Source organism: Citrobacter sp. Cy070 (assembly GCF_030332245.1).
GTDB classification, from domain to species: domain Bacteria; phylum Pseudomonadota; class Gammaproteobacteria; order Enterobacterales; family Enterobacteriaceae; genus Citrobacter; species Citrobacter youngae.
The window spans coordinates 1-14,682 of record NZ_JAOWIG010000075.1 but is presented as its reverse complement, the minus strand read 5'-3'; the positions used below and the strand labels follow the sequence as shown (position 1 = coordinate 14,682).

Below are 14,682 nucleotides of genomic sequence, written 5' to 3'. Positions count from 1 at the left end.
CCCATCTTGAAATTATTAGCCCTGTATTTTTCGGGCTTAACTTTTTAGCCGTCTTTTATAAAGCCACGTAAAACTCGTGGCGTCAATTGCTGCGAAATCGGTTCAGCAAACGAAAAAATGGCGGCAATTTACGTTATTTAATTCACATCGAACCAAATAAGCGTTGCTTATGGAAATGTTAAGAAATCGCCCCAATTACCCCTAAAGGGTTATCAGGGCAACAAGCCGCTAATGCCAGCAGAAATGGTGCACAACCTGGGTGATTAATTCGCGGGTTGGCTTAATAAAGCGTGTTTCCAGATATTCATCCGGCTGATGTGCCTGATTAATAGAACCGGGACCCAATACCAGTGTCGGACACAGCGTCTGGATAAAGGGCGCTTCGGTGCAGTAGTTCACTACTTCAGTCTGTGCGCCCAGCAGTTTCTCAACCACCTCGACCAGCTGATGGTCCGGCGGACACTCATAGCCAGGAATCGGCGGATGCAGTTCCGATACGGTCAGGCGACCCGGCCAACGTTCACTGACCGGGGCCAGCGCATCGTTGAGTAGCCCATTCAGATCGTTAAGCGTCATACCCGGTAGCGGGCGAATATCCATATGCAGTTCGCAGCAGGCGCAGATACGGTTAGCAGCATCGCCGCCATGAATATGGCCCAGATTTAACGTGGGGTACGGCACGGTAAAGGCGTCATGGTGATAGCGTTCTTTCAGGTCATCGCGCAGCTTCATGATATGGCCGATGGCATCATGCATCAGTTCAATCGCATTCACGCCGCGTGCCGGATCGCTTGAGTGACCCGACTGACCCAAAATTCGAATTGCGTTGGAGATATGGCCTTTGTGCGCGCGAACGGGCTGCAGAGATGTCGGTTCGCCAATGATTGCACAGTCCGGGCGGAGCGAGGTCGTTTCAGAAAAGTAACGTGCGCCGGCCATACTGGTTTCTTCATCAGCGGTAGCCAGAATGTAGAGTGGTTTTTTCAGTTTCGTTACATCCACACCGCGCAGTGCATCGAGAATAAAGGCGAAAAAGCCTTTCATATCCGCCGTACCCAGACCGTAAAGCTTATTGTCGTGTTCGGTGAGGGTGAAGGGATCGCGTGTCCAACGGCCATCGTCAAAAGGTACGGTATCGGTATGGCCTGCCAACAACAGGCCGCCAGCACCGTGCCCGACACTCGCCAGCATGTTGAATTTATTGCGCGTACCAGGAACAGGCTGAACTTCAACATTGAAGCCTAAATCTTTAAACCAGTTCGCCAGCAGAGTGATTAAACCTGCATTGCTTTGATCGAGCGCTTCTTCGGTTGCGCTAATCGACGGTGTGGCAATCAGAGCGCGGTAAATCTCGATAAATGGCGGTAAATTGTTTTTCATTGTTGACACACCTCGGGTCATGATAGTATCAATATTCATGCAGTATTTGTGAATAAAAATACAATAACGTTGAGCGTAATAAAACCCACCAAGTGTAAGGTGAGGTGATAAAGGCTTATACCTGGCAACCGAATCTAAGAAGGTGAACAGCTCCGATGTTGAATACGCTGATTGTGGGCGCGAGTGGCTACGCTGGCGCAGAGCTTGTGACCTATGTAAATCGCCATCCTGATATGACCATAACCGCTTTGACCGTCTCAGCGCAAAGCAATGATGCAGGAAAATTAATCTCCGATTTACATCCGCAGCTAAAAGGCATTGTCGATTTGCCGTTACAGCCAATGTCCGATATCAGCGAGTTTAGCGCAGGGGTGGACGTTGTGTTTCTCGCGACGGCTCATGAGGTCAGTCATGATCTGGCACCGCAGTTTCTGCGTGCCGGGTGTGTGGTGTTTGACCTCTCAGGCGCGTTCCGCGTAAACGACGGCGCATTTTATGAGAAATACTATGGCTTTACCCATCAGCATCCTGAACTGCTGGAACAGGCAGTATACGGTCTGGCTGAGTGGAGCGCAGACAGACTGAAAGACGCGAATTTGATTGCTGTGCCGGGTTGTTACCCGACGGCAGCACAATTGTCGCTGAAACCACTGATTGATGCCGGGCTGTTGGATCTCCGTCAGTGGCCGGTGATTAACGCCACCAGTGGGGTGAGCGGTGCGGGCCGTAAGGCCGCTATTTCGAACAGCTTTTGTGAAGTGAGCCTGCAACCGTATGGCGTGTTTACTCACCGCCATCAGCCGGAAATCGCGACTCACCTGGGTACGGAGGTGATCTTCACTCCACATCTGGGCAATTTCCCACGTGGGATCCTGGAAACCATTACCTGCCGTCTGAATGCGGGTGTAACTCAGGCTCAGGTAGCGCAGACGCTGCAACAGGCATATAGCGATAAACCGCTGGTGCGTCTGTATGACAAAGGGGTTCCGGCGCTGAAGAATGTGGTTGGATTACCGTTCTGTGATATCGGATTTGCAGTGCAGGGCGAACATCTGATTGTGGTAGCGACTGAAGATAACTTATTGAAGGGCGCGGCGGCACAGGCCATGCAGTGCGCAAATATCCGTTTCGGCTTTGCTGAGACGCAGTCTCTTATTTAAGGGTGCAATGATGAATCCATTAATTATCAAGCTGGGCGGCGTTTTACTGGATAGCGAAGAGGCGCTGGAGCGTCTGTTTACCGCGCTGGTAAATTATCGCGAGTCGCATCAGCGTCCGCTGGTCATTGTGCACGGTGGTGGCTGCGTGGTCGACGAGCTGATGAAGCAGCTGAATCTGCCGGTGAAAAAGAAAAATGGTCTGCGTGTTACGCCAGCCGATCAAATCGACATCATCACGGGGGCACTGGCGGGAACCGCGAATAAAACCTTGCTGGCCTGGGCGAAGAAACATCAAATTGCGTCTGTGGGTCTGTATCTTGGCGATGGCGACAGTGTAAAAGTGACGCCACTCGATAAAGAGTTGGGTCACGTTGGACTGGCGCAGCCGGGTTCGCCTAAGCTGATTAACACGCTGCTGGAAAGCGGTTTTCTGCCGGTAGTGAGTTCTATTGGCGTTACTGAGGATGGGCTGTTGATGAACGTGAATGCCGATCAGGCGGCAACGGCGCTGGCGGCAACGCTGGGTGCGGATCTGATCCTGCTCTCTGATGTGAGCGGTATTCTGGATGGCAAAGGCCAGCGTATTGCCGAAATGACCGCAGCGAAAGCGGAACAGCTGATTGAACAGGGTATTATTACCGATGGCATGATCGTGAAGGTCAATGCGGCGCTGGATGCTGCGCGTACGCTGGGCCGCCCGGTAGATATCGCTTCCTGGCGTCATGCTGAGCAACTCCCGGCGCTGTTTAACGGCACGCCAATTGGTACGCGTATTCTGGCTTAACTATTAATGTGCCGGATGGCGGCTTCGCCTTATCCGGCCTGGATGGGTTTTGTAGGCCCGGTAAGCGCAGCGCCACCGGGCAAAAATATCATATTAAGGAAATTCGTTATGGCACTTTGGGGTGGGCGTTTTACACAGGCAGCAGATCAGCGGTTCAAACAGTTCAACGACTCGTTGCGTTTTGACTACCGCCTGGCAGAGCAGGATATTGTCGGCTCTGTGGCCTGGTCCAAAGCGCTGGTAACCGTCGGCGTACTGACTGCTGATGAACAACTGCAGCTGGAAGAAGCGTTGAATAATCTGCTGGAAGAGGTTCGCGCGAATCCGCAGCAGATCCTGCAAAGCGATGCTGAAGATATTCACAGCTGGGTGGAAGGCAAGCTGATTGATAAAGTCGGGCAGTTAGGTAAAAAACTGCACACCGGGCGTAGCCGTAATGACCAGGTGGCAACTGATCTTAAACTGTGGTGCAAAGACACGGTCATGGAACTGCTGTCTGCTAATCGTCAGTTGCAAAGCGCGTTGGTCGACACCGCGCAAGATAATCAGGACGCGGTTATGCCGGGTTACACACACTTGCAACGTGCACAGCCGGTGACGTTTGCTCACTGGTGTCTGGCTTATGTCGAAATGCTGGCACGTGACGAGAGCCGTCTGCAGGACGCGCTTAAGCGTCTGGACGTTAGTCCGTTAGGCTGCGGCGCGCTGGCGGGTACGGCGTATGAAATCGATCGCGAGCAACTGGCGGGCTGGTTGGGCTTTGCCTCGGCGACCCGCAACAGCCTGGACAGCGTTTCTGATCGTGACCATGTACTGGAGTTGCTCTCTGATGCCTCTATCGGCATGGTGCATCTGTCGCGTTTTGCTGAAGATCTGATTTTCTTTAACACCGGTGAAGCGGGCTTTGTCGAGCTGTCCGATCGTGTGACCTCAGGTTCATCTCTGATGCCGCAGAAGAAAAACCCGGATGCATTAGAGCTGATCCGTGGCAAATGCGGTCGCGTGCAGGGTGCGCTGACCGGCATGATGATGACGTTAAAAGGCCTCCCGCTGGCATACAACAAAGATATGCAGGAAGACAAAGAAGGGCTGTTCGACGCGCTCGACACCTGGCTGGACTGTTTGCACATGGCCGCGCTGGTACTGGACGGCATTCAGGTGAAACGCCCTCGTTGTCAGGAAGCGGCGCAGCAGGGTTATGCCAACGCCACTGAATTGGCGGATTATCTGGTTGCCAAAGGTGTTCCGTTCCGAGAAGCACACCATATCGTAGGTGAGACGGTGGTTGAGGCGATTCGTCAGGGCAAACCGCTGGAAGCGCTGTCGCTTGCTGACTTACAAAAGTTTAGCCAGGTGATTGGCGATGACGTTTACCCGATCCTCTCGTTGCAATCGTGCCTGGACAAGCGTGCGGCGAAAGGCGGCGTGTCGCCCCAGCAGGTTGCGCAGGCGATCGACGATGCAAAGGCGCGTCTCGCATAACCTTTGTTGTTGTAGGCCTGACAAGCGTAGCGTCATCAGGCAAAAAGTTATCAGAGCCTGGCATTAAGCCGGGCTTTTTTATGCAAAAAAAATGCGGACCAGAGGTCCTCAAAAGTTCACGTTGGCTTTAGTTATTTCGAGTATGAGAACGGACAGGCGCTTCAAGGGTTAAAGGGTACCGTTCCGTTTCTGTGGTGCATTATTAAACAGAAAGCTTGATAGGGATAATCGTTCGTTGCTATGCTACCTATCGCCATGAACTATCGTGGCGATGGAGGATGAATAATGAATATTCGTGATCTTGAATACCTGGTGGCGCTAGCCGAGCATCGTCACTTCCGGCGAGCGGCGGACTCCTGCCACGTCAGCCAGCCAACGCTTAGCGGGCAAATCCGCAAACTGGAAGATGAGCTTGGCGTTATGCTGCTGGAGCGTACGAGTCGTAAAGTGCTGTTCACTCAGGCAGGTTTACTGCTGGTGGATCAGGCGCGTACCGTGCTGCGCGAGGTCAAAGTGCTCAAGGAAATGGCAAGCCAACAAGGCGAGACAATGTCAGGCCCGCTGCACATTGGTTTGATCCCAACGGTGGGGCCATACCTGTTGCCGCATATTATCCCTATGTTGCACCAGACCTTCCCGAAACTGGAAATGTACCTGCATGAAGCGCAGACACATCAGCTGTTAGCGCAACTGGATAGCGGTAAGCTCGACTGCGTCATTCTGGCGCTGGTGAAAGAGAGTGAGGCGTTCATCGAAGTACCGCTATTTGATGAGCCTATGCTGCTGGCGATCTATGAAGATCATCCGTGGGCAAACCGTGACTGTGTACCGATGTCCGATCTGGCGGGTGAAAAACTGCTGATGCTGGAAGATGGGCACTGCCTGCGCGATCAGGCAATGGGCTTCTGCTTTGAAGCGGGTGCTGATGAAGATACCCATTTTCGGGCAACCAGTCTGGAAACGCTGCGTAACATGGTGGCGGCAGGAAGCGGGATTACCTTACTGCCTGCGCTGGCTGTTCCGCCGGAGCGTAAGCGTGATGGTGTCGTTTATCTGCCGTGCATTAAACCCGAACCGCGCCGTACTATTGGTCTCGTCTATCGTCCGGGATCGCCGTTACGCAGCCGTTATGAACAGCTGGCAGAGGCCATCCGGGGATCAATGGATGGCCATTTCGACAGTGCGTTAAAACAGGCGGTTTAAGCCATTTAGCGCCGCTACCCGATAGGCTTCTGCCATGGTTGGGTAGTTAAAGGTGGTGTTAACGAAGTACTCGATGGTGTTACCACCACCTTTTTGCTCCATGATCGCCTGACCGATATGAATAATTTCGGCTGCGCGTTCCCCAAAGCAGTGGATCCCCAAAATCTCTTTGGTCTCGCGATGGAACAGGATCTTCAGCGTTCCGACACTCATACCGACGATTTGCGCCCGCGCCAGATGTTTAAACTGGGCGCGACCGACTTCGTATGGGACTTTCATTGCCGTTAGCTGCTGTTCGGTTTTACCGACGGAGCTGATTTCCGGAATGGTATAAATCCCGGTCGGGATATCTTCAATCAGATGCGCGGTGGCTTCGCCTTTGACCAGTGCCTGGGCGGCAATGCGTCCCTGGTCGTAGGCCGCCGATGCCAGGCTCGGATAACCGATCACATCGCCAACGGCATAGACGTGCGGCAGCGCGGTCTGATACATGCTATTTACTTTGAGCTGCCCGCGACTGTCGGTTTTCAGACCAATATTTTCCAGTGCCAGCGAATCGGTATTACCGGTGCGACCATTGGCGTACAGCAGACAGTCTGCTTTCAGCTTTTTACCGGATTTCAGGTGCATGATGACGCCGTCATCACAGCCTTCAATCCGCTCATACTCTTCATTGTGGCGAATGACCACGCCGCTGTTCCAGAAGTGGTATGAGAGCGAATCGGACATCTCTTGATCGAGGAATGCCAGCAGGCGATCGCGGGTGTTAATTAAATCAACTTTTACGTCCATTCCACGGAAGATCGACGCATATTCACAGCCAATCACGCCTGCGCCATAAATCAGAACATGGCGAGGTTCGTGATGCAGGCTGAGGATAGAATCACTGTCGTAAACGCGTGGGTGCGAAAAATCGACGTCAGTTGGGTGATAAGGGCGTGAGCCACAGGCAATAACAAACTTATCTGCGGTGAGTGTTTCCACTGTACCGTCGTGGCATTCCAGGGCGATCGTGTGTTCATCAACAAAACGGGCATTGCCCTGCAAAATTTCGCAGTGGTTACGCTCGTAAAATCCTTGCCGCATACGCGTTTGCTGATTAATGACGTTATCAGCGTGGTTGAGAATATCGGCGAAAGAAGAACGAAGAAGTCGGGAATGGTCGCTATAAAGTGGGTTCTGATTGAATTCGATAATACGGCTGACTGCGTGGCGGAGCGCTTTCGACGGGATTGTGCCCCAATGGGTACAGCCTCCGCCGACGTTATGATAGCGCTCAATTACCGCGACGCGCGCTCCTTGCTTAACCAGACCCATTGCAGCGCCTTCGCCGCCGGGACCGGAACCTATTACTATTGCATCGTAATCGTAGGAATGTGACATGGTCAGGCTTACCTGTTCTTATACATAAAAGCAACAGAATAGTAACATCGTTGTCGGGATAACCCAATTATCGTTGTGCTTTTTTGCGAAGTCGAAGCACAAACTGCGCGTAAACAATCATTCACAAAGCCATGCCAACCGCCTAATCTCTGGTATAGTGCCAGCAAGGTATGTGGAAGGATTCAGACATCGTGATGGGCGTTAGAGCGCAACAAAAAGAGAAAACCCGGCGTTCGCTGGTAGAAGCCGCATTTAGTCAACTCAGCGCTGAGCGTAGTTTTGCCAGCCTCAGTTTACGCGAAGTCGCTCGTGAAGCGGGCATTGCGCCAACCTCGTTTTATCGCCATTTCCGCGATGTGGATGAACTCGGTCTGACGATGGTGGACGAGAGTGGTCTGATGCTGCGCCAGTTGATGCGTCAGGCGCGTCAGCGTATCGCTAAGGGTGGGAGTGTGATCCGCACCTCGGTCTCAACATTTATGGAGTTCATTGGCAACAATCCCAACGCCTTCCGTTTATTATTGCGCGAGCGTTCGGGGACTTCCGCAGCGTTTCGTGCAGCGGTCGCACGTGAAATTCAGCACTTCATTGCGGAACTTGCGGACTATCTGGAACTCGAAAACCATATGCCTCGTGCGTTTACTGAAGCGCAAGCCGAAGCCATGGTAACCATTGTTTTCAGCGCCGGGGCAGAAGCACTGGATGTTGGCGCTGAACAGCGTCGGCAGCTGGAAGAGCGGCTGGTATTGCAACTGCGCATGATCGCGAAAGGCGCATTTTATTGGTACCGCCGTGAACAAGAGAAGATGACGCACCACTCCGAGTAACGAGAAGGACAAGCAATGAAACAGTCAGGTCAAGATAAAGGTACGCTGCTGCTGGCGCTGGTTGCTGGCTTATCGATCAATGGCACATTTGCGGCGCTGTTTAGCTCCATTGTGCCATTCTCCGTATTCCCGATTATTTCGCTGGTGCTGACGGTTTATTGTCTGCATCAACGCTATCAGAACCGCACCATGCCTGTGGGGTTGCCGGGCCTGGCCGCCGCCTGTTTTATTCTCGGTGTTCTGCTGTACAGCACCGTGGTACGCGCTGAATATCCGGATATTGGCTCTAACTTCTTCCCGGCGGTGCTGTCGGTGATTCTGGTGTTCTGGATCGGCTTTAAAGTGCGTAACCGTAAACAGGAAATTGTGGAGTAACCGTTGTCGCTGTAGGCCGGATAAGGCAAAGCCGCTATCCGGCAATCTGAACCGGTAGTGCTTATCCGGCCTCCGTTCAGTCTTACTTCTTCGTTAACAGAACTCCGCACTCCATATGGTGCGTATACGGGAACTGATCGAACAGAGCCAGACGTGAAACATTGTGCGTCTGGCTTAACGTTTCCAGATTCTTACACAGCGTCTCCGGATTGCAGGAGATGTACAGAATGCGCGGATACGCCTGCACCATTTTTTCCGTTTCGCTGTCCAGACCGCTGCGCGGTGGGTCAACGAAAATGGTTTCACACTGGTAACTCTTCAGATCGATTCCCTGCAAACGGTTGAACTCGCGAACCCCGTTCATCGCCTGAGTAAACTCTTCGGCCGCCATACGAATAATTTGCACGTTATCAATATGGTTAGCCGCGATATTGTACTGTGCAGCAGCCACGGAAGGTTTGGCGATTTCGGTGGCCAGTACGCGGTTGAAGTTTTGCGCCAGAGCTAACGAGAAGTTGCCATTACCGCAGTACAGCTCAAGCAGGTCGCCTTTTGATCCTCTGGTGACATCAATTGCCCATTCCAGCATCTGGATATTCATGGCGGCATTCGGCTGGGTAAAACTGTTCTCAACCTGGCGGTAGATAATCTCTTTACCTGCAACCGGCAAGCGCTCGTCAATGTAGTCCTGGTCCAGCTCAATTTTGGTTTTGGTGGCCCGGCCAATCAAATGCACGTTCAGGTTTTGCGCCCGCAGCGCATCCCGCAGTGCTTCGGCTTCTTTACGCCATTCATCATCCAGTTTTTTATGGTACAGCATCGATACCACCGCCTGATCGCTCAGGGTGGTGAGGTAATCAATCTGAAACAGTTTGTGGCGCAGGACGTGGTTGTTGCGTACACCTGCAATCATTGCCGTCATCAGCGTATTGATAAGCTCGCTGGCCGCCGGAAAGCTGTCGACGCGAATACGGTTTTTCGTTTGGCTGTCGAACATGATGTGGTACAGGTCGTCCCCGTCATGCCACAGACGGAACTCGGCACGCATACGGTAATGGCTAACCGGTGAGCGGAACACTTCCGGAGCCTGTGCATAAAATGGCGTCATTAAGCTCTGCAGACGCACCACTTTCTCAGCTAACTGGGCGTCGTACTGTTCTGTCGGAAGGTGTTCGGGGGTCATGATGCGTCCTGAAAAATAAAAGTACGCGGGGATTGTAGGGATTGCTCATCAGATGTCCAGTTATTGATGATTTCCGATATTGTGATATCCGGTCTGGACACCAGGTTGTAACAAACTGTAGCATCCGTTTTCCGGTCCTGTGAGTTAAAAGGGAATCCAGTGTAAATCTGGAGCTGACGCGCAGCGGTAAGGAAAGGTGAAATGAGAGCGTAAAGCAGACACTGCCTGTGGGTGGGAAGTCCTCATTTCTTTTTATTCAGTATCCTGAATAACCTTCCAAGCCCGAAGACCTGCCGGCTAACGTCGCATCTGGTTTTCACTATCGCGTACTATCGGTGGACCTGCGGCATCCTTCTTATATTGTGGATGCTTTACAATGATTAAAAAATCGTTGCTGTTGACGGCGCTTTCCGTCGCGGCATCTTCTGGTTGGGCGCAGGATGCTAGCCCAGATACTCTCGTCGTTACTGCCAACCGTTTTCAGCAGCCCCTAAGTGCAGTACTTGCACCCATCACCGTCGTTACACGTCAGGACATCGATCGCTGGCAATCTACCTCGGTAAACGATGTACTGCGTCGTTTGCCTGGTGTTGATATCGCACAAAGCGGCGGTATGGGGCAAAACTCGTCTATTTTTATTCGCGGTACTAACTCCAGCCATGTTCTGGTGTTGATAGATGGTGTGCGTCTTAATTTAGCGGGAGTTAGCGGCTCGGCCGATCTTAGCCAGTTCCCGGTATCGCTGGTGCAACGTATTGAGTATATCCGCGGGCCGCGTTCCGCTATATATGGTTCGGATGCGATTGGCGGCGTGGTGAATATCATTACTACGCGCGAAAAACCAGGGACGGAACTGACTGCCGGCGTGGGAAGCAATGGGTATCAAAATTACGATATCGCAACCCAACAACAGCTTGGCGAAAATACGCGTGTCACGTTGATGGGCGATTATGCCTACACCAAAGGCTTCGATGTCGTGGCCTACGGTAGCACTGGCGCACAGGCTCAACCGGATAAAGACGGTTTCTTAAGCAAGACGCTGTATGGCGCACTGGAGCACAACTTCTCCGAGACATGGAGCGGGTTTGTTCGTGGTTATGGTTATGATAACCGCACAGATTATGACTCGTATTATTCTCCTGGCTCGGCGCTACTTGATACCCGACAGCTGTATAGCCAGAGCTGGGACGCTGGGTTACGTTTTAATGGCGAGCTGATTCAGTCACAACTGGTTTCGAGCTACAGCCACAGTAAAGACTACAACTATGATCCGAACTATGGCCGCTATGATTCCTCGGCCACGTTAGATGATATGAAACAGTATAATGTTCAGTGGTCAAACAGCATAGTTGTTGGCCACGGTAACATTGGTGCAGGCGTGGATTGGCAAAAGCAAACTACGGAACCAGGCACTGGGTATGTTACGGACGGTTACGACCAACGTAATACTGGCCTTTATTTGACGGGATTGCAGCAGCTTGGTGACTTCACCTTCGAAGGTGCAGCACGTAGTGATGATAACTCTGAGTTTGGTCGTCATGGTACATGGCAAACCAGTGCCGGATGGGAGTTTATCGAAGGCTATCGTTTCATTGCCTCCTATGGCACATCTTACAAAGCGCCAAATTTGGGTCAGTTGCATGGCTGCAAACCTTGATCCCGAAGAGAGTAAGCAGTGGGAAGGGGCGTTTGAAGGGATAACATCAGGGGTTAACTGGCGCGTGTCAGGGTATCGCAACGATATCGATGACATGATCGACTACAACACCCACACTCAAAAGTACTACAACGAAGGCAAAGCGCGTATTAAAGGTATCGAAGCGACTGCAAACTTCGACACCGGGCCGTTGGCGCATACGCTTAGCTACGACTACGTAGATTCGCGTAATGCGATTACCAACGAGCCACTGGCTCGTCGTTCTAAACAGCAGGTGAAATACCAGCTCGACTGGCAGGTCTATGATTTTGATTGGGGCCTGACATATCAATATCTGGGGACGCGATACGATACGGACTACGTTACTTATCAACCGGTAAAAATGGGCGGTGTGAGTTTGTGGGATTTGGCAGTGTCATATCCGATCACCTCACAGCTGACAGTTCGTGGTAAAATCGCCAACCTGTTCGATAAAGATTACGAGACAGTTTATGGCTACCCAACTGCAGGACGGGAATACACCTTGTCTGGCAGCTACACCTTCTGATTCACGTCCCACCGTGCTGGTGTTTGATTCCGGCGTCGGTGGGTTGTCGGTCTACAATGAGATCCGGAATCTCCTGCCGGATCTCCACTATATATATGCTTTCGATAACGTCGCCTTTCCTTATGGTGAGAAAAGCGAAGAGTTTATCGTTGAGCGTGTTGTTGAGATTGTGACTGCAGTTCAGCAACGATATCCCCTCGCACTTGCGGTTATCGCATGCAATACCGCCAGCACGGTGTCACTCCCGGCATTACGTGAAAAGTTCGCTTTTCCGGTTGTCGGTGTGGTGCCTGCGATTAAACCCGCGGCGCGGCTCACGGCGAATGGTATTGTAGGGCTACTGGCGACGCGCGCGACGGTGAAACGCTCGTACACACACGAATTGATTGCGCGCTTTGCTAACGAGTGTCAGATAGCGATGTTGGGATCCGCTGAGTTGGTGGAGCTGGCAGAAGCGAAGCTGCACGGCGAAACAGTTTCTCTGGAAGAGCTGCGCCGTATTCTGCGACCGTGGCTGCGGATGTCGGAACCTCCTGATACGGTGGTCCTTGGATGCACCCATTTCCCTCTATTACAGGAAGAGCTTTTACAGGTCCTGCCCGAGGGGACGAGGCTGGTGGATTCTGGTGCTGCGATTGCGCGTCGAACGGCCTGGTTATTAGAACACGAAGCGCCAGATGCAAAATCGGCCGATGAGAATGTGGCATTTTGCATGGCAATGACAACAGAGGCTGAACAATTATTGCCAGTGTTGCAGCGCTATGGCTTCAAAATGCTCGAAAAACTGGCAATTTAGTCTGTTTTGGTGAAAAAATACGCACTCGGAGAATTATTTTAAATTTCCCCTTGTCAGCCTGAAATAACTCCCTATAATGCGCCTCCACTGACACGGAACAACGGATTACACGCCGCCGGGTCAGCGGAGAAAAGCAAAAATAAATGCTTGACTCTGAATGAGGAAAACGTAATATACGGGACCTCGCGACAGAGCGCTAAAGCGCGTCGCAACTGCTCTTTAACAATTTATCAGACAATCTGTGTGGGCACTCGAAGATACGGATTCTTAACGTCGCAAGACGAAAAATGAATACCAAGTCTCTGAGTGAACACGTAATTCATTACGAAGTTTAATTCACGAGCATCAAACTTAAATTGAAGAGTTTGATCATGGCTCAGATTGAACGCTGGCGGCAGGCCTAACACATGCAAGTCGAACGGTAGCACAGAGGAGCTTGCTCCTTGGGTGACGAGTGGCGGACGGGTGAGTAATGTCTGGGAAACTGCCCGATGGAGGGGGATAACTACTGGAAACGGTAGCTAATACCGCATAACGTCGCAAGACCAAAGAGGGGGACCTTCGGGCCTCTTGCCATCGGATGTGCCCAGATGGGATTAGCTAGTAGGTGGGGTAACGGCTCACCTAGGCGACGATCCCTAGCTGGTCTGAGAGGATGACCAGCCACACTGGAACTGAGACACGGTCCAGACTCCTACGGGAGGCAGCAGTGGGGAATATTGCACAATGGGCGCAAGCCTGATGCAGCCATGCCGCGTGTATGAAGAAGGCCTTCGGGTTGTAAAGTACTTTCAGCGAGGAGGAAGGCATTAAGGTTAATAACCTTAGTGATTGACGTTACTCGCAGAAGAAGCACCGGCTAACTCCGTGCCAGCAGCCGCGGTAATACGGAGGGTGCAAGCGTTAATCGGAATTACTGGGCGTAAAGCGCACGCAGGCGGTCTGTCAAGTCGGATGTGAAATCCCCGGGCTCAACCTGGGAACTGCATCCGAAACTGGCAGGCTAGAGTCTTGTAGAGGGGGGTAGAATTCCAGGTGTAGCGGTGAAATGCGTAGAGATCTGGAGGAATACCGGTGGCGAAGGCGGCCCCCTGGACAAAGACTGACGCTCAGGTGCGAAAGCGTGGGGAGCAAACAGGATTAGATACCCTGGTAGTCCACGCCGTAAACGATGTCGACTTGGAGGTTGTGCCCTTGAGGCGTGGCTTCCGGAGCTAACGCGTTAAGTCGACCGCCTGGGGAGTACGGCCGCAAGGTTAAAACTCAAATGAATTGACGGGGGCCCGCACAAGCGGTGGAGCATGTGGTTTAATTCGATGCAACGCGAAGAACCTTACCTACTCTTGACATCCACGGAACTTGCCAGAGATGGCTTGGTGCCTTCGGGAACCGTGAGACAGGTGCTGCATGGCTGTCGTCAGCTCGTGTTGTGAAATGTTGGGTTAAGTCCCGCAACGAGCGCAACCCTTATCCTTTGTTGCCAGCGATTCGGTCGGGAACTCAAAGGAGACTGCCAGTGATAAACTGGAGGAAGGTGGGGATGACGTCAAGTCATCATGGCCCTTACGAGTAGGGCTACACACGTGCTACAATGGCGCATACAAAGAGAAGCGACCTCGCGAGAGCAAGCGGACCTCATAAAGTGCGTCGTAGTCCGGATTGGAGTCTGCAACTCGACTCCATGAAGTCGGAATCGCTAGTAATCGTGGATCAGAATGCCACGGTGAATACGTTCCCGGGCCTTGTACACACCGCCCGTCACACCATGGGAGTGGGTTGCAAAAGAAGTAGGTAGCTTAACCTTCGGGAGGGCGCTTACCACTTTGTGATTCATGACTGGGGTGAAGTCGTAACAAGGTAACCGTAGGGGAACCTGCGGTTGGATCACCTCCTTACCTTAAAGAA

The 14,682-nt window shown here is 52.2% G+C and carries 10 protein-coding genes, 1 rRNA gene, 1 pseudogene and 1 riboswitch; of the genes and pseudogenes, 9 read left to right on the top strand and 3 right to left on the bottom strand.

All coding sequences use genetic code 11. From position 1 onward, the window contains the following. Nucleotides 1-228: 228 nt before the first annotated feature. Nucleotides 229-1,380, bottom strand: a complete 1,152-nt coding sequence (gene argE, locus OGY19_RS15190) for an acetylornithine deacetylase (protein WP_061066984.1) — start codon at nt 1,378-1,380, stop codon at nt 229-231. Nucleotides 1,381-1,535: 155 nt separating this feature from the next. Here argE and argC point away from each other — a divergent pair, with 155 nt between their 5' ends. The 4 genes from argC (at nt 1,536) to oxyR (ending at nt 6,009) form a co-directional block, all read left to right on the top strand. After that, nucleotides 1,536-2,540 carry an N-acetyl-gamma-glutamyl-phosphate reductase gene (gene argC / locus OGY19_RS15185; RefSeq protein ID WP_048213975.1) on the top strand — a complete coding sequence of 335 codons (1,005 nt, stop codon included), beginning with the start codon at nt 1,536-1,538 and terminating at the stop codon, nt 2,538-2,540. 7 nt (nt 2,541-2,547) lie between these two features. Further along, nucleotides 2,548-3,324: an acetylglutamate kinase gene (gene argB, locus OGY19_RS15180; RefSeq protein ID WP_115601185.1), complete on the top strand. Its 777-nt coding sequence runs from the start codon at nt 2,548-2,550 to the stop codon at nt 3,322-3,324. 108 nt (nt 3,325-3,432) lie between these two features. Further along, the gene (gene argH / locus OGY19_RS15175; RefSeq protein ID WP_101741942.1) at nt 3,433-4,806 is read left to right on the top strand and encodes an argininosuccinate lyase; all 1,374 of its coding nucleotides are present in this window, start codon (nt 3,433-3,435) and stop codon (nt 4,804-4,806) included. A gap of 285 nt (nt 4,807-5,091) precedes the next feature. Next, nucleotides 5,092-6,009, top strand: coding sequence for a DNA-binding transcriptional regulator OxyR (gene oxyR, locus OGY19_RS15170; RefSeq protein ID WP_003028858.1), 918 nt, complete (start codon nt 5,092-5,094; stop codon nt 6,007-6,009). On the opposite strand, the gene sthA is transcribed toward oxyR, so the two are convergent. Next, a complete protein-coding gene (sthA, locus tag OGY19_RS15165; protein ID WP_040233022.1) occupies nt 5,992-7,392 on the bottom strand; it encodes a Si-specific NAD(P)(+) transhydrogenase in 1,401 nt (466 codons plus the stop codon). The genes oxyR and sthA overlap by 18 nt on opposite strands. A 191-nt stretch (nt 7,393-7,583) precedes the next feature. Between sthA and fabR the strand changes: the two genes are divergently transcribed. Beyond that, nucleotides 7,584-8,219 carry an HTH-type transcriptional repressor FabR gene (gene fabR / locus OGY19_RS15160; RefSeq protein WP_003028862.1) on the top strand — a complete coding sequence of 212 codons (636 nt, stop codon included), beginning with the start codon at nt 7,584-7,586 and terminating at the stop codon, nt 8,217-8,219. Between the two features lie 15 nt (nt 8,220-8,234). Continuing rightward, nucleotides 8,235-8,594, top strand: a complete 360-nt coding sequence (locus tag OGY19_RS15155) for a YijD family membrane protein (RefSeq protein ID WP_003028863.1) — start codon at nt 8,235-8,237, stop codon at nt 8,592-8,594. An 82-nt stretch (nt 8,595-8,676) separates the two neighbouring features. Here OGY19_RS15155 and trmA read toward each other — a convergent pair whose 3' ends face one another. After that, the gene (trmA, locus tag OGY19_RS15150; protein WP_048213972.1) at nt 8,677-9,777 is read right to left on the bottom strand and encodes a tRNA (uridine(54)-C5)-methyltransferase TrmA; all 1,101 of its coding nucleotides are present in this window, start codon (nt 9,775-9,777) and stop codon (nt 8,677-8,679) included. Between the two features lie 115 nt (nt 9,778-9,892). After that, a riboswitch (cobalamin riboswitch) is annotated at nt 9,893-10,089 on the top strand. A 64-nt stretch (nt 10,090-10,153) separates the two neighbouring features. Here trmA and btuB point away from each other — a divergent pair. The 3 genes and pseudogenes from btuB to OGY19_RS15135 all read left to right on the top strand — a co-directional run bounded on the left by btuB (nt 10,154) and on the right by OGY19_RS15135 (nt 14,672). Next, nucleotides 10,154-11,981, top strand: a pseudogene (btuB, locus tag OGY19_RS15145) (TonB-dependent vitamin B12 receptor BtuB). Then, the gene (gene murI, locus OGY19_RS15140; protein WP_115601184.1) at nt 11,926-12,777 is read left to right on the top strand and encodes a glutamate racemase; all 852 of its coding nucleotides are present in this window, start codon (nt 11,926-11,928) and stop codon (nt 12,775-12,777) included. The pseudogene btuB and the gene murI overlap by 56 nt, the downstream one beginning before the upstream one ends. A gap of 353 nt (nt 12,778-13,130) precedes the next feature. Further along, a 16S ribosomal RNA gene (locus tag OGY19_RS15135) occupies nt 13,131-14,672 on the top strand. The last annotated feature ends 10 nt before the right edge of the window (nt 14,673-14,682 follow it).